18 protein-coding genes are annotated in these 22123 nt (G+C 67.6%); 13 read left to right on the top strand and 5 right to left on the bottom strand.

The window, feature by feature from the left end:
* Window positions 1–14: 14 nt before the first annotated feature.
* The 3 genes from HNP47_RS13380 to lpdA all read left to right on the top strand — a co-directional run bounded on the left by HNP47_RS13380 (window position 15) and on the right by lpdA (window position 4305).
* Window positions 15–1082 carry an alpha-ketoacid dehydrogenase subunit beta gene (locus HNP47_RS13380; protein ID WP_081600497.1) on the top strand — a complete coding sequence of 356 codons (1068 nt, stop codon included), beginning with the start codon at window positions 15–17 and terminating at the stop codon, window positions 1080–1082.
* 1 nt (window position 1083) lies between these two features.
* A complete protein-coding gene (locus HNP47_RS13375; protein WP_184279908.1) occupies window positions 1084–2733 on the top strand; it encodes a 2-oxo acid dehydrogenase subunit E2 in 1650 nt (549 codons plus the stop codon).
* A 177-nt stretch (window positions 2734–2910) separates the two neighbouring features.
* Complete coding sequence (gene lpdA, locus HNP47_RS13370) at window positions 2911–4305, top strand: dihydrolipoyl dehydrogenase (RefSeq protein WP_184279907.1); 1395 nt, start codon at window positions 2911–2913, stop codon at window positions 4303–4305.
* Here the strand turns inward: lpdA and HNP47_RS13365 are convergent, their stop codons facing one another.
* Together HNP47_RS13365 and HNP47_RS13360 are read right to left on the bottom strand one after the other, a co-directional pair.
* A complete protein-coding gene (locus tag HNP47_RS13365; RefSeq protein WP_184279906.1) occupies window positions 4306–5103 on the bottom strand; it encodes an SDR family oxidoreductase in 798 nt (265 codons plus the stop codon).
* Between the two features lie 7 nt (window positions 5104–5110).
* A complete protein-coding gene (locus tag HNP47_RS13360) occupies window positions 5111–5581 on the bottom strand; it encodes an Rrf2 family transcriptional regulator (RefSeq protein ID WP_066628979.1) in 471 nt (156 codons plus the stop codon).
* 168 nt (window positions 5582–5749) lie between these two features.
* Between HNP47_RS13360 and HNP47_RS13355 the strand changes: the two genes are divergently transcribed.
* The 8 genes from HNP47_RS13355 (at window position 5750) to HNP47_RS13320 (ending at window position 17607) form a co-directional block, all read left to right on the top strand.
* The gene (locus tag HNP47_RS13355; RefSeq protein WP_055807067.1) at window positions 5750–7726 is read left to right on the top strand and encodes a potassium transporter Kup; all 1977 of its coding nucleotides are present in this window, start codon (window positions 5750–5752) and stop codon (window positions 7724–7726) included.
* The gene (locus HNP47_RS13350) at window positions 7723–9111 is read left to right on the top strand and encodes an RsmB/NOP family class I SAM-dependent RNA methyltransferase (RefSeq protein ID WP_409360159.1); all 1389 of its coding nucleotides are present in this window, start codon (window positions 7723–7725) and stop codon (window positions 9109–9111) included. Before HNP47_RS13355 ends, HNP47_RS13350 begins: the two co-directional genes overlap by 4 nt.
* A 47-nt stretch (window positions 9112–9158) precedes the next feature.
* Complete coding sequence (gene rpe, locus HNP47_RS13345) at window positions 9159–9833, top strand: ribulose-phosphate 3-epimerase (RefSeq protein WP_184279905.1); 675 nt, start codon at window positions 9159–9161, stop codon at window positions 9831–9833.
* On the top strand, window positions 9830–11677 hold the full coding sequence (locus HNP47_RS13340) for a heparinase II/III family protein (RefSeq protein WP_184279904.1): 1848 nt from the start codon (window positions 9830–9832) through the stop codon (window positions 11675–11677). Before rpe ends, HNP47_RS13340 begins: the two co-directional genes overlap by 4 nt.
* Before the next feature lie 71 nt (window positions 11678–11748).
* Window positions 11749–12537 (top strand): hypothetical protein, encoded by a 789-nt coding sequence (locus tag HNP47_RS13335; protein ID WP_184279903.1) that lies wholly within the window; start codon window positions 11749–11751, stop codon window positions 12535–12537.
* Window positions 12538–12619: 82 nt separating this feature from the next.
* Entirely contained in the window at window positions 12620–14224 is a 1605-nt protein-coding gene (gene purH, locus HNP47_RS13330; RefSeq protein ID WP_184279902.1) for a bifunctional phosphoribosylaminoimidazolecarboxamide formyltransferase/IMP cyclohydrolase, read from the top strand.
* Between the two features lie 145 nt (window positions 14225–14369).
* A complete protein-coding gene (locus HNP47_RS13325) occupies window positions 14370–15269 on the top strand; it encodes a dienelactone hydrolase family protein (RefSeq protein ID WP_184279901.1) in 900 nt (299 codons plus the stop codon).
* Between the two features lie 295 nt (window positions 15270–15564).
* Window positions 15565–17607: a S8 family peptidase gene (locus tag HNP47_RS13320; protein WP_184279900.1), complete on the top strand. Its 2043-nt coding sequence runs from the start codon at window positions 15565–15567 to the stop codon at window positions 17605–17607.
* Between the two features lie 24 nt (window positions 17608–17631).
* On the opposite strand, the gene grpE is transcribed toward HNP47_RS13320, so the two are convergent.
* Window positions 17632–18219 carry a nucleotide exchange factor GrpE gene (gene grpE / locus HNP47_RS13315; RefSeq protein ID WP_153924513.1) on the bottom strand — a complete coding sequence of 196 codons (588 nt, stop codon included), beginning with the start codon at window positions 18217–18219 and terminating at the stop codon, window positions 17632–17634.
* A 44-nt stretch (window positions 18220–18263) separates the two neighbouring features.
* A complete protein-coding gene (hrcA, locus tag HNP47_RS13310; protein ID WP_184280024.1) occupies window positions 18264–19358 on the bottom strand; it encodes a heat-inducible transcriptional repressor HrcA in 1095 nt (364 codons plus the stop codon).
* A 66-nt stretch (window positions 19359–19424) separates the two neighbouring features.
* Here hrcA and rph point away from each other — a divergent pair, with 66 nt between their 5' ends.
* Together rph and HNP47_RS13300 are read left to right on the top strand one after the other, a co-directional pair.
* Window positions 19425–20150: a ribonuclease PH gene (gene rph / locus HNP47_RS13305; protein ID WP_184279899.1), complete on the top strand. Its 726-nt coding sequence runs from the start codon at window positions 19425–19427 to the stop codon at window positions 20148–20150.
* A gap of 64 nt (window positions 20151–20214) precedes the next feature.
* A complete protein-coding gene (locus HNP47_RS13300; RefSeq protein WP_174086762.1) occupies window positions 20215–20676 on the top strand; it encodes a hypothetical protein in 462 nt (153 codons plus the stop codon).
* Here the strand turns inward: HNP47_RS13300 and glmM are convergent.
* Window positions 20673–22019, bottom strand: coding sequence for a phosphoglucosamine mutase (gene glmM / locus HNP47_RS13295; RefSeq protein WP_184279898.1), 1347 nt, complete (start codon window positions 22017–22019; stop codon window positions 20673–20675). The genes HNP47_RS13300 and glmM overlap by 4 nt on opposite strands.
* Window positions 22020–22123: the final 104 nt, after the last annotated feature.

Raw genomic sequence — 22123 nt, 5'->3', positions numbered from 1 at the left:
GCGTCGAACCGGACATGGTCGACCAGAACGCCGCCCCCGCCTCGGAAGCGACGGGCGCGGGCGTGGTCCCCATGAACATGATCCAGGCGCTGAACTCGGCCATCGACGTCAAGATGGCCGAAGACGCCAACGTCCTGTCGTTCGGCGAGGACGCCGGCTATTTCGGCGGCGTCTTCCGCGTCACCGACAAGTTGCAGCAGAAGCACGGCCTGACCCGCAGCTTCGATGCCCCGATTTCGGAATGCGGCATCGTCGCCGCCGCGATCGGCATGGGCGCCTATGGCCTGCGTCCGGTCGTCGAGATTCAGTTCGCCGACTACATCTACCCGGCCTACGACCAGATCGTCTCGGAAGCGGCCAAGATGCGCTACCGCTCGGGCGGTCAGTTCACCTCGCCGATCACTGTGCGCAGCCCCTATGGCGGCGGCATCTTCGGCGGCCAGACCCACAGCCAGTCGCCCGAAAGCCTGTTCACCCACATCGCGGGTCTGAAGGTCGTTATTCCGTCCAACCCCTATGACGCCAAGGGCCTGCTGACCGCCGCCATCGAGGATGACGATCCGGTCGTCTTCTTCGAGCCGAAGCGCCTCTACAATGGGCCGTTCGACGGCTGGCACGAGAAGCCGGTCAGCCCGTGGAAGGCCCAGGATCTGGCCCAGGTCCCGACCGGCAAATATGTCGAGCCCATCGGCAAGGCGCGCGTGATGCGCGAAGGAAACGACGTCACCATCCTGGCCTATGGCACAATGGTCTGGGTCGCCCTGGCCGGCGCGGAACACGCGGGCGTGGACGCCGAGGTCATCGACCTGCGCTCGCTCGTGCCGCTGGACATCGAAGCCATCGAGGCCTCGGTGAAGAAGACCGGCCGCTGCGTCATCGTGCATGAGGCGCCCAAGACCTCGGGCTTCGGCGGGGAGCTGTCGGCTCTCGTGCAGGAGCGCTGCTTCTATTCCCTGGAGGCGCCGATCGCGCGCGTCACCGGTTGGGACACGCCCTATCCGCACGCTTTCGAATGGGAATATTTCCCCGGACCGCAAAGGGTCGCAGACGCCTTGAAGAGCGTCATGACGGGAGGTCGATAAGATGGGTCGTTTCGTCTTCAAACTGCCCGACGTGGGCGAAGGCACCGCCGAGGCTGAACTGGTCGGATGGCACGTCAAGGTCGGCGACACCGTCGCCGAGGACCAAATCGTCGCCGACGTCATGACCGACAAGGCCACGGTCGAGATCACCGCCCCGGTCAGCGGCAAGGTCCTCGCCCTGCACGGCGAACCCGGCGCCATGGTGCCGGTGCGCGGTCCCTTGGTGGAGTTTGAGGTCGAGGGGGCGGGCAATGCCGATGGTGCCGCAACGCCCGTCGCCCCCACCAAGCCGGACCCCGCGCCCGTGGTCGCCGAGGCGCCGAAGGTCGAGACACCGGCGGTTCCTGCTGCCGACGCGCCGACATCCGGCAACTATGTCTTCAAACTACCCGACGTCGGCGAAGGCACGGCCGAAGCCGAACTGGTCGGCTGGCACGTCAAGGTCGGGGATGCGGTCGAGGAAGACCAGATCATCGCCGACATCATGACCGACAAAGCCACGGTCGAGATCACTTCGCCGGTCGCCGGAACGGTCGTCGCCCTGTACGGCGAAGCGGGCAAGTCGGTGCCGGTCGGGGGGCCGCTGGTCGCGTTCGATGTCGAGGGTCGGGGCAATGTCTCGACGCCCGTCTCAGCGCCGAAACAGGCCCCGAAGTCGGCCGAGAATGCGACGACGGTTTCCGCCGCGATTTCGAAGACCCGAAACGCGACTTCAGCGACCGCGCCCTCCAAGCCCGTTCCCGCCCTTACCGGCCGCGCGCCCGGCGAACGCCCGTCGGCCTCGCCAGCCGTGCGCAATCGCGCGCGGGACCTGGGCGTCGATCTGACCTTCGTGCCCGGTTCCGGCCCGGCGGGTCGGATCACGCACGAGGATCTGGACGGCTTCATCGCGCGCGGCGGTTCGCAACCCGCGTCGGCGCCGTCCGGCGGCGGCTCGACCTATGCGAAGGCGCAAGGGACGACCGAGGTCAAGATCATCGGCCTGCGCCGCAAGATTGCGGAGAAGATGGCCGAGAGCGTGCGCCGCATTCCCCACATCACCTATGTCGAGGAAATCGACATGACGGCGGTGGAGGAGCTGCGCGCCCACCTGAACGCGACGAAGTCCAAGGATCAGCCCAAGCTGAACGTCCTGCCCTTCATCGCCCGCGCCATCGTGGTTGCCCTGCGCGACCAGCCTCAGATCAACGCCACCTATGACGATGAAGCCGGCGTTCTGACCCAGCACGCCCCGGTCCATCTGGGCATCGCCGCCCAGACGCCGAACGGCCTGATGGTGCCGGTGGTCCGCCATGCCGAGGCGCGCGGTCCCTATGACACGGCGCTGGAGATCGCGCGTGTGTCGGGCGCGGCCAAGGACGGTTCGGCCAAGCGCGATGAGCTGTCGGGCTCGACCATCACCATCACCTCGCTGGGAACCCTGGGCGGGGTGGTCCACACCCCGATCATCAACCACCCCGAGGTCGCCATCGTCGGCCCCAACAAGATCGCCGAACGGGTCGTCGTCCGCGACGGCCAGATGGTCGTGCGCAAGATGATGAACCTGTCGTCGAGCTTCGATCACCGGATCGTGGACGGGCATGACGCGGCGGTCTTCGTCCAGCGGATCAAGGGGCTGCTGGAGCATCCGGCGACCTTGTGGATGGTCTAGACGACGCCCTTCCCCGTCGGGAGAAGGTGGCCCCAAAGGGCCGGATGAGGGTTCTGCCGGTGGGCCAGTCCGCACCGTCCGACCCTCACCCTTTCGCGCAAGAACGACGCCGGGGGCGTCGCGCGCTCAAGCCCTCTCCCGCCGGGAGAGGGTCGGCAGGATGAGACGGAAAAGACGATGCAGCAGCTCAAAACCAAAGTCTTGATCATCGGCGCGGGCACCGGCGGCTATGTCGCGGGCATCCGTTGCGGCCAGTTGGGGCTGGACACCGTGCTGGTGGACGGCGGCGATGGGCTGGGGGGGACCTGCCTGAACGTCGGCTGTATTCCGTCAAAGGCCATCATCCATGCGGCGGGCAAGTTCGAGACGGTTGCCAAGGCGGCCGGCGGCGGGACGCTGGGCATTACGGCGGCGGCGCCCGCCATCGACATGTCGCAGACGGTCGCGTGGAAGGACGGCATCGTCCGTAAGCTGAACGCCGGGGTCGCGGCCCTGTTGAAGAAGGCCAAGGTCAAGGTCATCAAGGGCTGGGCCGAGTTCGCCGACGCCAAGACCTGCGTGGTGAAGACCGACGAAGGCGACATCCGCATCACCGCCGAACACGTCATCCTGGCGACGGGGTCCGAGCCGGTCGAACTGCCCTTCCTGCCGTTCGGCGGCGACGTCATCTCCTCGACCGAGGCACTGAGCCTATCGGAGGTCCCCAAGAAGCTGGTCGTCGTAGGCGGCGGCTATATCGGGCTGGAACTGGGCATCGCCTATCGCAAGCTGGGCGCCGAGGTGGCCGTCGTCGAAATGGCTGAGCGCATCCTGCCGCTCTACGACAAGGCCCTGACCGATCCGGTCGCCAAGTGGCTGGAGAAGCATGGCGTCGAGCTGCATCTGGGCGCACGCGCCGGGGGCTTCGGCGACGGAAAGCTGTCGATCACGACGAAGGACGGCGAGCCGCTGCAACTTGACGCCGACAAGGTGCTGGTCACGGTCGGCCGGCGTCCGCGCACGCAAGGCTGGGGCCTGGAAAACATGGGCGTGGCCATGGCCGGCCCGTTCGTGAAGATTGACCAGCGCTGCGCCACCAGCATGAAGAACGTCTGGGCTGTCGGCGACCTGACGGGCGAACCCATGCTGGCCCACAAGGGCTCGGCGCAAGGGGAAGTGGTCGCCGAGATTATCGCGGGTCATGACCGGGTGTTCGATCCCGTCACCATCGCCGCCGTCTGTTTCACCGAGCCGGAGATCGTCTCCGCAGGCCTTGGTCCCAAGGAGGTCGCGGGCCGCGACGATGTGATCCAGTCGGTCTTCCCCTTCGCCGCCATCGGCCGAGCCCTGGCCATCGAGGCGGGCGAGGACGGCGGCTTCGTGCGGGTGATCGCGAACAAGGGCGATCATCGCATCCTGGGCATCCAGGCGGTGGGCCAGCATGTGTCGGAACTGTCCAACAGCTTCGCCCAGATGCTGGAGATGGGCGCAGTGCTGGAAGACGTCGCCGGGACGATTCACGTCCACCCGACGCTGGGCGAGGCCTTCCACGAGGCCAGCCTGCGCGCCCTCGGGCACGCCATCCACATCTGATCAGATCCGGTCCAGCCGCTTCGCATGGTTCGCCACCATGCGGAGCGCCAGGCCATCGGGCAGGAAGCGGGCCAGTCCGGCCATGACGTTGTTCATGACGCCGGGGGTGACGCTGGGACGGTTGGCCTCGCAGGCGTCATGGCCGATGCGCGCCACGCGCACGGCGTCCATCCACATCCAGGTCGGATAGGCGCTGGAGACCTGCTCGCGCGAGCCGTTGACGTCATGGAACTCGGTCAGGGTGTAGCCGGGGTTCAGCACCGTCACGTGAACGCCGGTTCCCAGCGTCTCAAGATACAAGCCCTGCGACGCCTTGATCAGGAAGCTCTTGATCGGCCCGTACAGGGTGTCGCCGCCCGTCGCGGGCATCTGGCCGGCCAGCGAGGCGACGTTCAGCACCCGGCCGAAGCCGCGCTGGATCATGCCGGGCAGCAACAGGCGCGACAGCTCGACCGGCGCGGTCAGCATCACCTGGATCATGGCGCGGTGGGCGCTTAGGTCCGTGTCCAGAAATCCGGTGACCCGGCTGAAACCCGCATTGTTGACCAGGCCGTCGACGGTCAGGCCGCGGGCCGCGATGGTCGCGACCAGCCGCTCGGGCGCTACGGGGTCGGACAGGTCTTCGGAAATGACAGTCGCGGTCACGCCCTTGGCGGCGGTCAGTTCGTCAGCCAGAGCCTGCAACGGGCCTTGGCGACGCGCTGTCAGGATCACATTCCAGCCCTCGGCCGCATAGGTCCGAGCCAGGGCCGCGCCGATGCCGGCTGAGGCGCCGGTGATCAGAACGGTCCGATTCACGGCGCGATCAGGCCGCGACGGGGCAGGATTTGTGCGGCGCGAAGGCCGCCAGCGAGATCGGGTTTTCGGCCAAAAGGTCGGCGATGGTGATCTTGGACAGGGCTTCGGTCGCGGCCTCGTCGGCGGCGGTCAGGGCCTTGGCGACTTGGCGCGGGATGTGTTCGCTGATCGGGCAACCCTTGGCGCCGGCGGGGGGCGAACCGATGTGGGCGCAGCCGTTCACCGCCTTCAGCACCTGATCCAGCCGAATGTCCTCGGGCTGACGCAACAGCCAGGAGCCGCCGGTCGCGCCCGGACGGGTGGCGATCAGACCAGCCTTGGCCAGAAGGGCGGTCACGCGGCGCACCACGACGGGATTGGTTGGAATCGAGGACGCCAGCACGCCGCTGGGCATCGCCTGCGCAGGCCCGAACGCGCCCTTGTGGGCCATATAGGCCAGGGCGTGGGCGGCGACGGGGAAGCGTTGGCTGTCTGACATGGTTCTGTTCCTGATGCGAAAATAGGCGTTCAGGAGCCGAATCACAAATCGCGCCGCAGAACGCCGAAACCGAATCCGCTGCGGCGCGATTGAAGACCGCGTGGAATGAGCCTAAAGGCTCGCCGCTTTGAAGGGACCGACGCCGCGTCGGAGACCCGGAGGATACGCATGGCCGGGGACACTCCCCACGACGCGAGCGCTCCCTCGCCCGCGTCGAACACGCCGGACAAGCCCACCCACGCCACGGGTCCGGAATCCCACATCCCGGGCGGCCAGGCCGCCAAGCACGGTGGCTTTTGGGCCCTGACCATCGGCGCGATCGGCGTGGTGTTCGGCGACATCGGCACCAGCCCGCTTTACGCCCTGCGCGAGGCGATCGACCATGCGCGCTCCGGCGTCGGCGGCGATCTGGCCGTGATCGGCGTGGTTTCGCTGGCCTTCTGGGCGCTGATGGTGGTGGTGACGTTCAAATACGTCTTCTTCCTGATGCGCGCCGACAACAAGGGCGAGGGCGGCACCCTGTCGCTGATGGCCCTGGCCCAGTTCGCGGTCGGTCGGCGCAGTGCGTGGATTTTCATTCTCGGCGTCTGCGGCGCGGCCCTGTTCTATGGGGACGGCATCATCACGCCCGCCATCTCGGTCCTGTCCGCAGTCGAGGGCCTGCAGGATGCGCCGGGTCTGGCCGGGCGGCTGGACTCCTTCATCGTGCCGATCTCGGCCGGCATCCTGATCGCCCTGTTCCTGGTCCAGTCGCGCGGCACGGCCAGCCTGGCCAAATATTTCGGCCCGATCACCGCCGTCTGGTTCCTGAGCCTGGGGGCGCTGGGGCTGTATCATATCTTCGACGACGTCAGCGTGCTGCGGGCCCTGTCGCCCCACTATGGCGTCATGCTTCTGCTCAACGACGGCTTCCTAGGCTTCGTTATCCTGGGCAGCGTCTTCCTGGCCGTCACGGGGGCCGAGGCCCTCTATGCCGACATGGGCCATTTCGGAAAGGCGCCGATCCGCATGGGCTGGCTGGCCTTCGTCCTGCCGTGCCTGACGCTGAACTACCTGGGTCAGGGCGCCCTGATCCTGGACAATCCGGCCGCGTCCGAGAACCCGTTCTGGAACATGGTGCCGCAGTTCGCCTATTGGCCGATGCTGATCCTGGCGACCGCCGCGACCGTCATCGCCTCACAGGCGGTGATCACCGGCGCCTTCTCGGTGACGCAGCAGGCGGTTCAGTTGGGCCTTCTGCCGCGCATCGATATCAAGAATACCTCTGAGACCCAGGCCGGACAGATCTTCGTGCCGGCGGTCAACACCTTCCTGATGGTCGGGGTGCTGGTGCTGCTGGTCGTGTTCCAAAGCTCGCATAACCTAACGGCCGCCTATGGCGTGGCGGTGACCGGCACCATGCTGGTCAATACGCTGATGGCCTATTCGGTTATACGCAAGGGCTGGAAGTGGCCGATGTGGGCGGTGGCGGGGACCCTCATTCCGTTCGCCTTCATCGACAGCGTCTTCCTGACTTCCAATCTGCTGAAGATTCCGGACGGGGCCTGGATGCCGCTGGTGCTGGGCGCCCTGCTGGTCGTGGTGATGTGGACCTGGGTGCGGGGGACGCAGATTCTGACGACCAAGACGCGCAAGGACAGCCTGCCGCTGAACGATCTGATCGAGATGCTTCAGGCCCGTCCGCCGCATCGTGCGCCGGGCATGGCTATCTTCCTGACCTCGGATCCCGACGTCGCGCCGGTCGCTCTGATGCACAATCTCAAGCACAACAAGGTGTTGCACGAGAAGAACGTCATCCTGACCGTGCGCACCTCCGAGCGCCCGCGCGTCAAGGAAGCCGACCGTGTGCGGATGGAGCCAATCAACGACGACTTCAAGAAGGTCACGGTCACCTACGGCTTCATGGAGACGCCGAACGTGCCGCGCGCCCTGGGCCTTTGCCGCAAGCAGGGGCTGAAGTTCGACATCATGTCGACCAGCTTCTTCCTGGGTCGCCGTTCGCTGATCCCGTCGGCGCGTCAGGGCATGCCGCTGTGGCAGGACAAGCTGTTCATCTTCCTGATGCGCAACGCCGCCAATCCGACCGACTTCTTCCACATCCCGCCCGGCCGCGTGGTCGAGCTTGGCGCGCAGGTGGCGGTATGAGCACCGAGGGACGGGGCGGGCAGAGCTCGCAGGCGCGCGGGCGTCGCATGGCCACCAAGGGCCGCCCGCGCCCGGCCCCGGCCGAGGCCGATCAAGGTCCGTCGCAGGATGACATCGGCGTCGAGGCTCGCGTCGTCGCCGGCATCCTGCTGAACGCCGCGCTGGAGAAGCGCAACGGACTGGACGAAGCCCTGTCTCAGCCTGCCGCCCGCGCGCTGGAGCCGGTGGATCGCGCCTTCGCTCGCGCCGTGGCCATGGCGGCCCTGCGTCGCCTTGGCGAGATCGACCAGATCCTGGATCGCCGCCTGAAGAAGTCGCCGCCCGAGGCCGTCCGCACCCTGATGCGCATCGCCCTGGCCCAGACTCTGGTGCTGGAAACGCCCGCCTTCGCCGCCGTCTCGACGGCGGTGAAACTGGCCGAGCGCGATCCCAAGACGCGGCCCTACAAGAACTTGGTCAACGCGGTGCTGCGCGGCGTGGGGCGCGAAGGCCCCGGTCTGACGACGGCCGAGAGCAATCTGCCGGACTGGATCGCGGCGCGCTGGAAGGCGACCTATGGCGAGGCCGCCCTGGCGGGTCTGGCCTTGGCCGCGCGCGAAGAACCCGCGACCGATCTTAGCCTGAAACCAGGCGTCGATCCCGCCGCCGTGGCTGCCGCTGTCGAGGGCGAAGCCTTGCCTGGGGGCACGGTTCGCACCGGCCGTCGCGGCGATGTGGCCGGCTGGCCCGGTTTCGAGGATGGCGGCTGGTGGGTCCAGGACGCGGCCGCCGCCGTGCCCGGCCGCCTGCTGGACGTGAAGCCCGGCGAGACGGCGCTCGACATGTGCGCTGCGCCTGGAGGCAAGACGCTGCAACTGGCGGCCGCCCGCGCCTCGGTCGTCGCGCTCGACCGTTCTGCCCCGCGCCTGAAGCGCCTGACGCAGAATCTTGAGCGGACCGGCCTGACCGCCGAGGTCGTCGCTGTTCCGGCCGAGGACTGGGAGGACGCCCGCACCTTCGACGCCGTCCTGCTGGATGCGCCCTGCACCGCGACGGGCACCTTCCGTCGCAATCCGGAGGTGCTGCGCGCTACCAAACCGGCAGAGGTCGCGAAGCTGGCCGACGTTCAGCACCGACTGCTCGACGCCGCCGCCGAACGCGTCAAACCGGGCGGCCGTCTGGTCTATTGCACCTGCTCGCTGGAGCGCGAGGAGGGCGAAACCCAGATCATCGCCTTCCTGCGTCGCAACCCTGCCTTCCGCACGGTCGCCGCCGATCCGGCCGCGGTCGGCGCCCCGCCTGAGGCGCTGACGCCCGAAGGTTGGCTGCGCATCCTGCCCTCCATGTGGGCCGAACACGGCGGACTGGACGGCTTCTTCGCCGCCAGGCTGGAACGGGTTTCCTGAGCGGGAGCGCCTTGCTCCTGCCCGCAACCCGCCTTATCCGGAAGGCCATGGCCGTTACCCCTCTGATCTGCCCGTCGATCCTCGCCAGCGATTTCGCGCGGCTGGGTGAAGAAGTCCGCGCGCTGGAGGCGGCGGGCGCCGACTGGATCCACGTCGATGTGATGGACGGGCATTTCGTTCCGAACATCACGCTCGGCCCCGACATCGTAAAGGCGATCCGACCGCACACGACCCTGCCGTTCGACGTGCACCTGATGGTCGCGCCGGTGGATCCTTGGCTGGAGGCGTTCCGCGATGCGGGCGCCGACGTCCTGACCGTTCATCCTGAAAGCGGTCCGCACCTGCATCGCACCCTTGGTCGCATTCGCCAGCTAGGCGCCAAGGCGGGCGTCGTTTTCAATCCGGCGACGCCGCTGTCGATCCTGGAAGAGGTGGTCGATCTGGTCGATCTGGTGCTGATCATGTCGGTCAATCCGGGCTTCGGCGGTCAGAAGTTCATCGACAGTTCGCTGAAGAAGATCGTGGGCGCGCGGGCCATTCTCGACCGTGCCGGCTCGTCGGCTCACCTTCAGGTGGACGGCGGCGTGACCTCCGCCAACGCCGCAGCCTGCGTCGCCGCCGGCGCCGATGCGCTGGTCGCCGGCTCGTTCGTGTTCAAGGGCGATTACGCGACCAATATCGCCGCCCTGAAGGCTGCGCCGGCTGGTCAGAGCTTCGCGTGAGCCCGCTCGGCCCCTTCGCCCCGCGGGGCCCTGAAACGACGCTGGATGTCGCCTCGGGTCAGATCCCCGGCCTGCCTGGCGCCCCGGTGCGCACGCCGGTGCGGTCGGGCGACACGATCGCCGGACCCGGCCTGTGGGCCGCCATCGCCGGCCGACTGGCGACGCGGCAGCTGTGGATCGAGCTTTACGGCCTGCCCGGCTACGGCCTGACGCTGGCGGCGCCGCTGGGCTGGGGCAAGGTGACGGCGTTCGCCGCCACGCCGCGCGATTTCCGCCCTCATGATCCGGCGCCGGGGCGCAATGTCCTGGCCGGGCGTTTCATGCTGGCCGGCGCCTCGATGGAGGTCGAGCCCCCGTCCGATCCGTGGAACAGGCCCAGCCCCTCGCGGCCCTTTGCGGTCGAGCTTCACGCCTTCGCCTGGCTGCCGGGGCTGATGGCCCAGGGCGACCGAGGCGCGCGCGAGGCGCTGCGTCTGACACTGTCCTGGGCCGACGCCTTCACACGATGGTCGCCCTTCGCCTGGGGACCGGAAATCCTGGCGCGGCGGGTCGTCAATCTGGCGTGCGGCGCACGGCGGATGGGCGCCGTCGCGACCGAGGCCGAGCGGCTGAAACTGGCCGATAGTCTGGCGCGCCAGACCCGACAGCTGCTGCGTCCGCCCGGCGGTCAGGCCAGCCGGGCCGAGCGGTTGACGGCGGCGGCCATCGGCGGCTGCGTGCTGGCGGGGGCGCCTGGGCAGGCCATGCGCCGCCGCGCGTTGTCGCGGCTGGACGGCGCCCTTAAGACCACGGTTCAGGCCGACGGCGGCCACGCTTCGCGCAGTCCCGAGGCGGCCCTCGAACTGCTGCTCGACCTCCTGACGCTGGACGACGCCCTGTCGCAACTGTCCGAACCGACGCCTGAAAGCGTCTCGGCCGCCATCGCCCGGCTGACGCAGGGCCTGCGCCTGCTGACCTTGCCCGATGGTCGTCTGGCCAGCTTCCAGGGCGGCGGCCCCTCCACCATTGAACGCGTTGCGGCCGCCCGCGCCCACGACGACGAAGCGATGGCCAGCAGCGACGACGCCCCGGCGGCGACCGGTGCGGTCGCCGGCCTGACGCGCGTCGCCAGCCCCCTGCTCACCATCATCGCCGACACCGCCCCGCCGGCGCGCGACGCCTGGGGGGCGGCCGCCTGCGCCCAGCCGCTGGCGCTGGAGATCGCCTGCGGCAAGGATCGTCTGGTGACCGGCTCGGGGTGGACGCCGGCCTCGACCGACCGCCAAGCCCTGCGCCTGACGCCGGCCCATTCGACCCTGACCTTGGGCGAGCGATCGCTGAACGAACCGCTGGGCGGCTGGAAGGGCGAGCTCTTGGGCCCGCGCCTGGTCGGACCGCCGATCCATGTGACCACCGACCTGCGCGACGGAGACGGCGCCGTCTGGCTGGAGATGGAACACGACGGCTGGAATGAGTTGTTCGGCCTGAACCATCAGCGCCGGCTCTATCTGGACCAGCGCCTGGACGAACTGCGGGCCGAAGAAAAGCTCTTCCCCACGCCCGGCCGCAAGGAAATGGTGCGCCAGATCGCGGCGCCCTACGCCATCCGCTTCCATCTGGAGCCGGGGGTGCAGGCCTCTCTGGCGCGCGATCGCCGTTCGATCCTGTTGCGCGGCGCCTCGGGTCGGGGCTGGTGGTTCAGGACCGACGGACCGGACGTGGCCATCGAGCCCAGCGTCCATATCGACGCCGGCCTGACGCGGCGCTCGCTGCAGATCGTGGTGCGTGGCTCGGCCCGCACCGACAGCGAGACCAAGATCCGCTGGAAACTGAGCCCTGCGGGCGCGAGCAGCGATCCTATCTAAATTTCAGCTCGCGTAAGTTCGTAGCTCTGTCATGCTCCATGACCAATGATACGCCAGCTCGCGATGAACCAATGAAACTCCTTATTTCCGTTTTTTCAGCAATTTTCGCTTTCGTCGGTCTCGCCGTCTTGGGCGCTGCCGCGCAGGCTCAGGAGCTCTCTGTTGATGACTGGGAGTATGGCGAGGATGCTGCAAGCAGGACCGCAGCCGCCATGGTGGAGTTCTCTGGAGGACAGGCTATTGTGATCCAGTGCCGTGCGGGAGCCCTAAGCGTTGTTCTGCTTGGCGTCCCTCAGACAACAGCAACATTTAGAACATTGGATTTGCACCGAGCCGATGGGCGGAGCGACGCGGGGCGCTGGCAGGTCTCTTCCCCCAATACGGCTCTTCGCAGTACTGCCGCCGCTCGCGACGCGCGCTTCTTTAAGGGCGGCGGAGTTCTGACGGTTCGTTCCCGCGAAGGTGATGCGGATCGCATGCGGATGGAGCTTGATCTTCCTACGGCGTCTAAAAACGTGGACAGGGTTTTGACAGCCTGTGATCGTCCCTTAGTCGAACGTCGTGACACCATACCAAGGGTGGATGGAACTCTGCTTGACGAACATTGGCTGAGAGGGCTGCAGCTCGGCTCCCGGCCAGGGAACGCACGGGCCGATGTCAGTTGCATTGTCGGGCGCGAAATGAGGCCTGTGGATTGTGTAATTGAAGCGGAGTCGCCCAAGGATGGAGGCTTCGGGCGCAGCTTGACCCGCGCCGTCGAGCGGCAAAAAATCGCGATCAGCGATCCCGCTCTAATTCAGGACCATGTGTTCTACTTGAGCTTGGAGGTCGTCACGCAAATTTCCTCAATATCGCGATAAGCTTTGGATGCTCGCAAGGTGACGTAATGGCGCCCCGGTGCTAGACGCCCGCCATCCTCCCCCAGCCTTCACGGACGCCGCCATGCCCGCCGCTCCCGACTTCCCCCCAGCCCCCGACCGGGTCAAGCCGCAACGCGCCCTGATCTCTCTGTCCGACAAGGCCGGGCTGGAGGACGCGGCCCGCACCCTGCACGATCTGGGCGTCGAACTGGTCTCGACTGGCGGCACGCGCGCGGCGATTGAGAAGCTGGGCCTGCCGGTCAAGGACGTGGCTGATCTGACGGGCTTCCCCGAGATGATGGACGGCAGGGTCAAGACCCTGCACCCCATCGTCCACGGCGGCCTGTTGGGCGTGCGTGACGCGGCCGATCATGCCCAGGCCATGGCGGTCCATGGGATCGGCGCCATCGATATCGTCTGGATCGACCTCTATCCGTTCGAAAGCACCGTCGCGGCCGGCGGCGCGTTCGAGGCGGCGGTCGAGAACATCGACATCGGCGGCCCGGCCATGATCCGCTCGGGCTCCAAGAACCACGGCTATGTCGCCGTCGCCGTCGACGGCGAGAGCATCGGTCTGATCCTTGAGGCGCTGAAGGCCGAAGGCTCGACCGATCTGGCCCTGCGCAAGCGCCTGGCCGCCCGCGCGTTCGCCCGCACCGCCGCCTATGACGGCGCCGTCTCCGGCTGGTTCGCCGTTCAGATCGAGGATGCCGCGCCGGCCCGCAAGTCGATCGCAGGCGCGCTGGCCCAGACCCTGCGTTACGGCGAGAACCCGCACCAGACCGGCGCCTTCTACCGTACCGGCGAGCGTCGTCCGGGCGTGGCCTATGCCGAACAGGTTCAGGGCAAGGAACTGGGTTACAACAATATCGCCGACGCCGACGCCGCCTATGAGCTGGTGGCCGAATTCGAACAGCCGGCCGTGGTCATCGTCAAACACGCCAACCCGTGCGGCGTGGCCGTGGGCAAGGATCTGTCCGAAGCCTACGCTCGCGCCCTGGAATGCGACGCCGTCTCGGCCTTCGGCGGCGTCATCGCGGTCAACCGCCCGCTGAACGGCGATGACGCCCGCGCCATCACCGGCATCTTCACCGAGGTCGTCATCGCCCCCGGCGCCGATGACGAGGCCAAGGCCGTCTTCGCGGCCAAGAAGAACCTGCGTCTGCTGATCACAGACGGCCTGCCCGACCCCCACGGTCCGGGCGAGGTGTTCCGCTCGGTAGCCGGCGGTTTCTTGGTCCAGTCGCGCGACCGGTCGCTGATCAAGCCGTCGGACCTGAAGATCGTCACCAAGCGCCAGCCGACGCCGACCGAGATCCAGGACATGCTGTTCGCCTTCACCGTGGCCAAGCACGTCAAGTCCAACGCCATCGTCTACGCCAAGGACGGCCAGACCGCCGGCATCGGCGCCGGCCAGATGAACCGTCGCGACAGCGCCCGCATCGCCGCCATCCGCGCCAAGGAAGCTGGAGAGGCCAAGGGTCTGACCCAGTCGCTCGCCGAGGGTTCGGCCTGCGCCTCGGAAGCCTTCTTCCCCTTTGCCGACGGCCTCTTGGAAGCGGTTGCGGCCGGCGCCACGGCGGTGATCCAGCCGGGCGGCTCCATGCGCGACGCCGAGGTCATCGCCGCCGCCGACGAAAAGGGCATCGCCATGGCCTTCACCGGCGTGCGGGTCTTCAGGCACTAATCCTGAAACGAAGGGCGCTAACGCTCGACGCGCGGCGTCTCGCTGCCTGAGCGCCCTTCTTCCCGTTTTGTAGCGCGCCTTATCGTGACTGGACGACTGCCGTCGGCCGTGATGCTCTCACGTCTTTCCCGCGTTGGAGCGTCCCATGACCGTGCTGATCCGCCCCGAAGGCCAGACCGCCGACGATTTGAAACTGAGCCGCCGAACCCTGGGCGCCTTGGGGGGCTTGCTGTTTTCCGGCCATGCGGTCGCGGCCCTGGCCAAGGAAGCCAAGCCCATCACGACTGACGCCGAGGGTCTGTCCACCGAGACCGTGACCTATGCCGCGCCGGACGGGTTCCAGCTTCCGGCCTATGTCGCCCGGCCGGCTGGCGACGGCCCGTTCCCGGTCGTGGTGGTGGTGTCCGAGATCTTCGGCGTCCACGAATATATCCGCGACATCTGCCGCCGTCTGGCCAAGCAGGGATACGCCGCCATTGCACCGGCCTTTTTCGTCCGGGTCGAGGATCCCGCGCCGCTGTCGGACATGCAGCGGATCATGCAGATCGTCGGGGCGGCCAACTATGAGCAGGTGATGGGCGACCTGTCGGCGACCCTGGAATGGGCCAGCCAGCAGTCGTGGTCCAAGGACGGCAAGGTCGGCATCACCGGCTACTGCTGGGGCGGCAAGGTGGTGTGGCAGGCGGCGGCCCGCTTCGCCGCCATCGGCGCCGGCGTGGCCTGGTACGGCCGTCTGGCCCCCGCCGCAGACGCCACACCGGTTCAGATCTCATCGGGCCAACCCTGGCCGGTCGACATCGCCGACGATCTGAAGGCGCCGGTGCTCGGCCTGTACGGCGGCAAGGATCAGGGCATCCCATTGGCCAGCGTCGAACGGATGCGCGAAGCCCTGGCGCGCGCCGGCCAGACCGGCAGCCAGATCATCGTCTATCCCGACGCCCAGCATGGCTTCCACGCAGACTACCGCGCCAGCTATTCGGAGGCGGACGCAAAGGACGGCTGGTCCAAGCTGCTGGCGACGTTCGATAAAGCGTTAAAGAATTAGGGCGTTACTGGTGCGAAGGCTGCGGGGAGCAGTCTCGAGTATGGGAGAGTAGGGCGTGAACGGGTTGCGGCTTCGCGGGGCGATCGTCCTGGGTATAGGTCTGCTGTTCCTGCCTCTGGCAGGTTGCGGCGGGGGTGGTGGAGGCGGTGGCGGCGGCGGAACGATCACGCCCCCCGTTCCTCCGCCCCCACCGCCCCCACCGCCCCCACCGCCCCCGCCGCCTCCCCCGCCTCCGCCTCCGCCCCCTCCTTCGGTCACGTCGAGCGAGTATTTGCGGAACTACGGCCTGGCCAACATGAAGGTCCAATCCGCCTGGCAGGCCGGGGCGACCGGAGCCGGCGTCACCGTCGCCGTCGTCGATTCCGGCATCGCCAATACCTTGCCCGAGTTGGACGGGCGTATTTCCAGCGCCTCGACTGATGTGGTCGTCGGACGCAACACACCCTATGTGGCGTCAAGCAGCCACGGCACGCGCGTGTCGGGCGTGATCGCCTCGAACTTCAACGGGTTCGGTACGATTGGGGTGGCGTACAACTCGACCATCCTGTCGATCCGCACCGATATCTCTGACTGCACGGACAAGAATACCGAGGTCTGTTTCAGCAGTTCGGATCTGGTGCGCGCGCTGGACTACGCCGTCGCCAATGGCGTCAAGATCATCAACATGTCGCTGGGCGGCGATGGGCGGTTGGGCTCGGCGTTCGAGGCGGCGCTGCTGCGCGCCGTCAACTCGGGCGCCGTGATCGTGGCCTCGTCGGGTAATGACGGAAACGCCAATCCGGGCTGGCCCGCGCGTTACGCCATCGACCCCCGGTTCGCCGGCAGCGTCATCGCGGTCGGATCGCACGGCGCGACCGACGTGATGTCCAGCTTCTCGAACCGGGCAGGGGATACGGCGGCCGGCTATATTTCTGCGCCGGGCGAGGATGTGATCACAGGGTGCGAGGGCACGTCGTGCTGGCGCGTCAACGGCACATCCTTCTCAGCGCCGCATGTGTCTGGGGCACTCGCTTTGCTGATGCAGGCCTTTCCCAATCTGACGGCGCGAGCGGCTCTAAATATCTTGCTGACGACCGCGCGCGATGCGGGCGATCCCGGCACGGACATCGTCTATGGGCGCGGCCTGCTGGACATGGCCGGCGCGTTCAGACCGGTCGGAACGACGTCGACGCCGATGGCTGACGGGAGCTCCATCGTCAGCATGAGCGAACCGGGCAGCTTCGTCGGCGCGGCGTTCGGGGACGCTTTCGGCCGGCAGACGGCGCTGAACACGGTGCTTTACGACGCTTACGATCGGATGTTCGCCGTCCAACTCGGCGGCGCCTATCCGACTGCGCCCAGCCGATCCTATCAGGCGGCGCCGTTCGAGCAGAACACCACGGCGACCACCACCCTGGCCCTGCCGGGCGGTGGTCGATTGAACCTGATTGCGGCCCAACCCAGCGCTCGACCCGGCCCGATCGCGCCTCGTCACGATCTGTACGATGCGCCCTGGATGGGGGAAGAGCCGCGTCAGGAGGCGATGCTTGACGTCGCCACGGGCCGGATGAACTTCTCGGTCTGGCAAGGAAAGGGCGGGGCGACATCGCCTTTCAACGGTGCGGCGGGCGATGGTTTCGCCGCCTTGGCCCAGTCCGACCACGCCGTGCGCGGCTCCATGCGGTTCGGCGCGGTGACGGTCTCTGGCGAGAGCGGCGGCGGCGATCGCCGGATGCCGCTGCGTCGCGTCGAGCAGGACGCTTCGACCTATAGTCGCGCGGCGATCGGATGGCGCGGAGCGGAGGGCGGTCTTTCGTTCAGCGTCGGCGCCTTGGATGAGCGTCTTGGGCCCTTGGGCGCCTTCCTGCCGGGCGGGTCCGACTTCGCCCTGCCGTCACGGACCAGCTTCTATGCGCTGGGCGGCGACTGGACCCTGCGGCCGGGCCTGCGCCTGATCGGCGAGGCGGGCATGGGGTCGACCCGGATCGAAGGTCGGTTCCTGTCGATGGATCAGGCGGCGATCAGTTCGAACTGGCGGCTGGGCCTGCTGACGGGCTGTTCGATGATCTGCGACCGGATCAGCTTCACCCTGGCTCAGCCGCTCAGGATCGAGCGCGGCACCTTCTCGGCTCTGCTGGCGGACGTTCCGGTCGAATATTTCGATCCGCTGACCTATTCGCGCCGCAGCTTCTCGGCGACGCCCAGCGGCCGCCAGATCGACTTCATCCTCGGTGGCGAACGTCGGCTGTGGGACGGGTCCAGCATGACGCTGCAAGCCGTCGCCAGCCGCGAGCCGCGCCATGTCGCAGACGCGCCGCCGGAGTTCGCCTTGATCGGAGCCTGGCGGCGTCAGTTCTGACCGACGCCGCCTGACGACCGCGGATCAGGCCTTGCCGTCGAAGGCCTGACCGTCGGCGGCGGGGGCGGCGCCGTAGGGGTTGGGAGCCTGGGCGCCGGATCCCTTGGCGGCGACGACCACCATGGCGGGGCGGACGGTGCGGCCGAACAGTTCAAAACCGGACTGCATGGTCTGGATCACCGATCCGCCGGGCACGGTCTCGGACGGCTGTTCCATCATCGCTTGGTGCAGGTGCGGGTTGAAGGCTTCGCCGGCCTGGGGCGCGACGCGCTTCAGGCCGTTGGCGTCGAAGGCTTGCAGCAGGGCCTTCTGCGTCAGCTCCAGCCCGGTCACCAGACCGGCCGTTGCGCCCTCGGCGTCTTTGGGCGCAGCCATCAGGGCGCGTTCTAGGTTATCGGCGACGCCCAGCAAGTCCTTGGCGAAGCGCTGGATGGCGAAGGCGCGGGCGTCGTTCTGCTGCGTCTCCGAACGGCGCTTCAGGTTCTCCATCTCGGCGGCGACGCGCAAGGCGCGGTCCTTCCATTCGTCACGCTCGGCGATCACGGCGTCCAGCGGCGCCAGATCGTCTGACGGATGGGCGTCCAGGCCGTGTTCGGCGTTGGTTTCGGCCATGTCGGCGTCCACGGCGTTCAGTTCGTCGTTAAGGGGCTTGTCGCTCACTTGTCGTTCCCGTCCAGCATCCGGCCCAGCACCCGGGCGGTATAGTCCACCAACGGAATGACACGGGCGTAGTTCAGTCTTGCGGGGCCTATCACGCCGATGGCGCCCAGAACCCGCTGTCGGCCGCTCATATAGGGCGCCGCGATCACGGCGGAACCCGAAAGTGAAAACAACCGTGTCTCCGCGCCGATGAAAATGCGCACGCCTTGGGCCGCATCGACGCCGTCCAGCAGGCCGATCAGCTGTTCCTTCTGCTCCAGATCGTCGAACAGGACGCGGACCCGCTCCAGATCGGCCAGGCCTTCCCGGTCCTGAAGCAGGTTGGCGCGACCCCGCACGATCAGGGCGCGATCGCGATCGTGCCCGCCTGACCATGCAGCGAAACCATCCTCGACCAGGCGGGCGGCGGTCTGGTCCAGTTCGCGCCATGCGATTTCCAGCTCCTGGGTCATCTCCCGCTTGGCGTCGGCGAAGGGGCGGCCGCGCAGGCGGGCGTTCAGAAAGTTGGAGGCCTCGACAAGAGTCGAAGGCGTGACGCCGGCCGACAGGGTCATGATACGGTTTTCGACCGTGCCGTCGTCAGCGACGATGACCGCCAGGGCCTGATCGCCGCCCAGGGCGACAAACTCGACATGTTTGACGCCGGAATCGCGCACTGGGGTAGAGACAACGCCGGCGCCGCCGGCCAGGCCCGACAGCAGGTTGGAGGCCTCGTCCAAGGCGGACTCGAAGTTCCGGCCGCGCCCGGCGAGCCGCCCGTCGATCTCGCGACGCTCTTCCTTGGTCAGGTCGCCGACCTCCAGCAGGCCGTCGACGAACAGGCGCAGGCCCGCGTGGGTGGGAATCCGCCCGGCCGAGGTGTGGGGCGCCGCCAGCAGGCCCGCGAGGGTCAGATCCTGCATGGTGTTGCGGATCGAGGCGGGCGACAGGGCGATGCCGCCTAACGACAGGGTCCGTGACCCTACCGGCTCGCCGGTCTCCAGATAGGATTCCACGATGCGACGGAAGATGTCGCGCGCCCGTGCATCCAGCCCCGCCAGACCCGCGAGGGACTGGCCGGCGTCGAACGGCGGGTTTTTCGGGGCATACAGGCTCACGGTTTCAGGATAAGCACCGCCGCCACAGCTTCCAAGGTCAGACTTCCAAGGATCCCTCCCATGCGCCATTCGCAACGCACAGACGATCAACTGCGTCCCGTCGCCATCGAGACCGGCGTCAATCGCTATGCCGAGGGTTCCTGCCTGATCAGCTTCGGCAACACCAAGGTGCTGGTGACCGCCTCGATCGAGGACAAGGTGCCGGGCTGGATGCGCAACTCGGGGCAGGGATGGGTGACCGCCGAATACGGGATGCTGCCCCGCGCCACCCACACGCGCGGCCGTCGTGAAGCCGCCGCCGGCAAACAGTCGGGCCGCACACAAGAGATCCAGCGATTGATCGGCCGCTCCCTGCGCGCCGTGGTGGACCTCAAGGCCTTGGGGGAACGCCAGGTGTTGATCGACTGCGATGTCATCCAGGCCGACGGCGGCACCCGCACGGCGTCGATCACCGGCGCCTGGGTCGCCATGAGTTTGGCGCTGAACTATCTGCGCGACGAGGGCGTGCTGAAGGCCGACCCGATCACGGATCAGGTGGCGGCCGTGTCGTGCGGCGTCTGCGACGGCGTGCCGGTGCTGGACCTGGATTACGAAGAGGATTCTGAGGCCGAGGCGGATTCGAACTTCGTCCTGACCGGCTCGGGCCAGATCGTAGAGGTCCAGGCCACCGGCGAGAAGCGCGGCTTCTCACGCGCCGAGTTCGACCGGCTCTTCTCCCTGGCCGAGACCGGCTGCACCGAACTGTTCGCCTTGCAGAAGGCGGCCCTGGCGGCGGTGAAGCGATAGGGGGTTTCACCTAGGGGCGCGGACGGGCATCCTCGTCGTGTCAGTCCTGACCGGAGACAAGTCGATGCGTCGATCCCCCTGGCTTTCGATGGCCGCCTGCGTTCTGCTGATGGCCGGATGTCAGCGCGCTGATCCAGCCGATCAGCCTGCGTCCGGAGACACTGCGGCACGCAGCGACGTCATCGACGCGGTTCCATTGGCGCCGGACGCTCCGCCGCCTGCCGCGCCCGCCAAGCCGGCGGCCGCGGAGAAGGAAGCGACCAAACCGGCCGAGGACGTCGAGGCCAGCATTCCCGAAGGACCGGACATGCCCGCTCAGCCGGTGCCGGTCAGCGAGGTCCCCTGCCGCGACGCCATCGGCGCCGCCGCCTCGGCCCGGCTGGTTGAGCGCTGCATCCAGGTCAGCCCGGCGACCCGACCGCCCTGCAACGCCGCCAATCCTTGCGACCTGATCCAGGGGGAGATCGATCGGTCCTGCAAGCTGTGGGAACGCGACGGCGACCCGCCGGCGGCGTGCAAGCCCTAGGCTGAGCGCACCGCGCCCGCGACATCGGCCACCACCCGCTTGACCAGCGCCTCGTCGTCGCCCTCGGCCATGACGCGGATCAGCTTTTCCGTGCCCGAGGGACGCACCAGCAGCCGTCCCTGACCGCTCAGGGCCGCTTCGGCCTCGGCGATGGCGGCCTTGACCGTGTCGGTCTCCAGCGGCCTGTCGGCGGTGAAGCGGACGTTCTCCAGCTTTTGCGGAACGGGATCGAACTGGCGGGCCAGTTCGCTCATCGGCTTGCCGGATTCGACCAAGACGGCCAACACCTGCAGCGCCGCCATCAGGCCGTCGCCGGTCGTGGCGTGGTCGTGCAGGATGATGTGCCCCGACTGCTCGCCGCCGATGTTGAAACCGCCTTCGCGCATCCGTTCCATGACATAGCGGTCGCCGACCGTTGTCCGCTCCAGCGTCAGGCCTTCGGCTTTCAGTTTACGCTCCAGCCCCAGATTGGACATGACGGTGGCCACCACGCCACCTCCGGTCAGGAGGCCGCGCCTGGCCCAGTCCAGCCCGACCAAGGCCATAATCTGATCGCCATCCACGACCCGACCCGTCTCGTCGCAGATGATCAGTCGGTCGGCGTCGCCGTCCAGGGCGATGCCGATATCGGCGCGGTAGCGTTTGACCGCATCGGCCAGGGTCGCCGGATGGGTCGAGCCGCACTCGGCGTTGATGTTGGTGCCGTTCGGGGTCACGCCCACGGGGAAGACTTCGGCGCCCAGTTCGAACAGGGTGGTGGGCGCGACCTTGTAGCCGGCGCCGTTGGCGCAATCGACGGCGATGCGCAGGCCTTGCAGCGTCAGCCGTTTAGGGAAGGCCTGTTTGGCGATCTCAATATAGCGGGCCTGGGCGTCGTCGATCCGCTTGACCCGGCCCAGCTTGTGCGACGGCGCCAGGCCCTGGTCCAGGCCTTGGTCCATCATGGCCTCGATCTTCAGCTCGATCTCGTCCGACAGCTTGTAGCCGTCCGGCCCGAACAGCTTGATCCCGTTGTCGGCATAGTCGTTGTGCGAGGCCGAGATCATCACGCCCAGATCGGCGCGCATCGACCGGGTCAGCATGGCCACACCCGGCGTCGGCACGGGTCCGAAGGTGCGCACGTCCATTCCGACCGAGGCGAAGCCGGCGACCAGGGCCGGCTCGATCGTATAGCCCGACAGGCGCGTATCCTTGCCGATCACCACCAGATGGCGGCGATCGTCGTCGGTGCGGAACAGTTTCCCGGCGGCCAGACCCACGCGCAACGCGACCTCGGCCGTCATCGGATAGGTGTTGGCGCGTCCGCGAATGCCGTCGGTGCCAAAATATTTTCTGTCGCCCAAGGCTTGGTCCTCTGTTTCGGGTAACGTTCCGAAACCCCTTTTTTGATGCGGCCCGCCTTAAGATTGCATAGACGGCCGATGGGGCTTGATGTGTGGCTTAGCCC

This window comes from Brevundimonas vesicularis (assembly GCF_014204545.1).
Classification (GTDB): domain Bacteria; phylum Pseudomonadota; class Alphaproteobacteria; order Caulobacterales; family Caulobacteraceae; genus Brevundimonas; species Brevundimonas vesicularis_B.
This window is presented reverse-complemented; position numbering and strand designations above follow the sequence as displayed.

What these genes read in the sequence shown, in the direction of transcription:
- HNP47_RS13325 (WP_184279901.1), top strand. Translation starts at nt 14,370, where the DNA reads ATGACCGTGCTGATCCGCCCCGAAGGCCAGACCGCCGACGATTTGAAA.
- HNP47_RS13335 (WP_184279903.1), top strand. Translation starts at nt 11,749, where the DNA reads ATGAAACTCCTTATTTCCGTTTTTTCAGCAATTTTCGCTTTCGTCGGT.
- purH (WP_184279902.1), top strand. Translation starts at nt 12,620, where the DNA reads ATGCCCGCCGCTCCCGACTTCCCCCCAGCCCCCGACCGGGTCAAGCCG.
- grpE (WP_153924513.1), bottom strand. Translation starts at nt 18,219, where the DNA reads ATGGCCGAAACCAACGCCGAACACGGCCTGGACGCCCATCCGTCAGAC.
- HNP47_RS13350 (WP_409360159.1), top strand. Translation starts at nt 7,723, where the DNA reads ATGAGCACCGAGGGACGGGGCGGGCAGAGCTCGCAGGCGCGCGGGCGT.
- rph (WP_184279899.1), top strand. Translation starts at nt 19,425, where the DNA reads ATGCGCCATTCGCAACGCACAGACGATCAACTGCGTCCCGTCGCCATC.
- HNP47_RS13380 (WP_081600497.1), top strand. Translation starts at nt 15, where the DNA reads ATGGTCGACCAGAACGCCGCCCCCGCCTCGGAAGCGACGGGCGCGGGC.
- lpdA (WP_184279907.1), top strand. Translation starts at nt 2,911, where the DNA reads ATGCAGCAGCTCAAAACCAAAGTCTTGATCATCGGCGCGGGCACCGGC.
- HNP47_RS13355 (WP_055807067.1), top strand. Translation starts at nt 5,750, where the DNA reads ATGGCCGGGGACACTCCCCACGACGCGAGCGCTCCCTCGCCCGCGTCG.
- HNP47_RS13300 (WP_174086762.1), top strand. Translation starts at nt 20,215, where the DNA reads ATGCGTCGATCCCCCTGGCTTTCGATGGCCGCCTGCGTTCTGCTGATG.
- HNP47_RS13375 (WP_184279908.1), top strand. Translation starts at nt 1,084, where the DNA reads ATGGGTCGTTTCGTCTTCAAACTGCCCGACGTGGGCGAAGGCACCGCC.
- HNP47_RS13320 (WP_184279900.1), top strand. Translation starts at nt 15,565, where the DNA reads ATGAAGGTCCAATCCGCCTGGCAGGCCGGGGCGACCGGAGCCGGCGTC.
- HNP47_RS13360 (WP_066628979.1), bottom strand. Translation starts at nt 5,581, where the DNA reads ATGTCAGACAGCCAACGCTTCCCCGTCGCCGCCCACGCCCTGGCCTAT.
- rpe (WP_184279905.1), top strand. Translation starts at nt 9,159, where the DNA reads ATGGCCGTTACCCCTCTGATCTGCCCGTCGATCCTCGCCAGCGATTTC.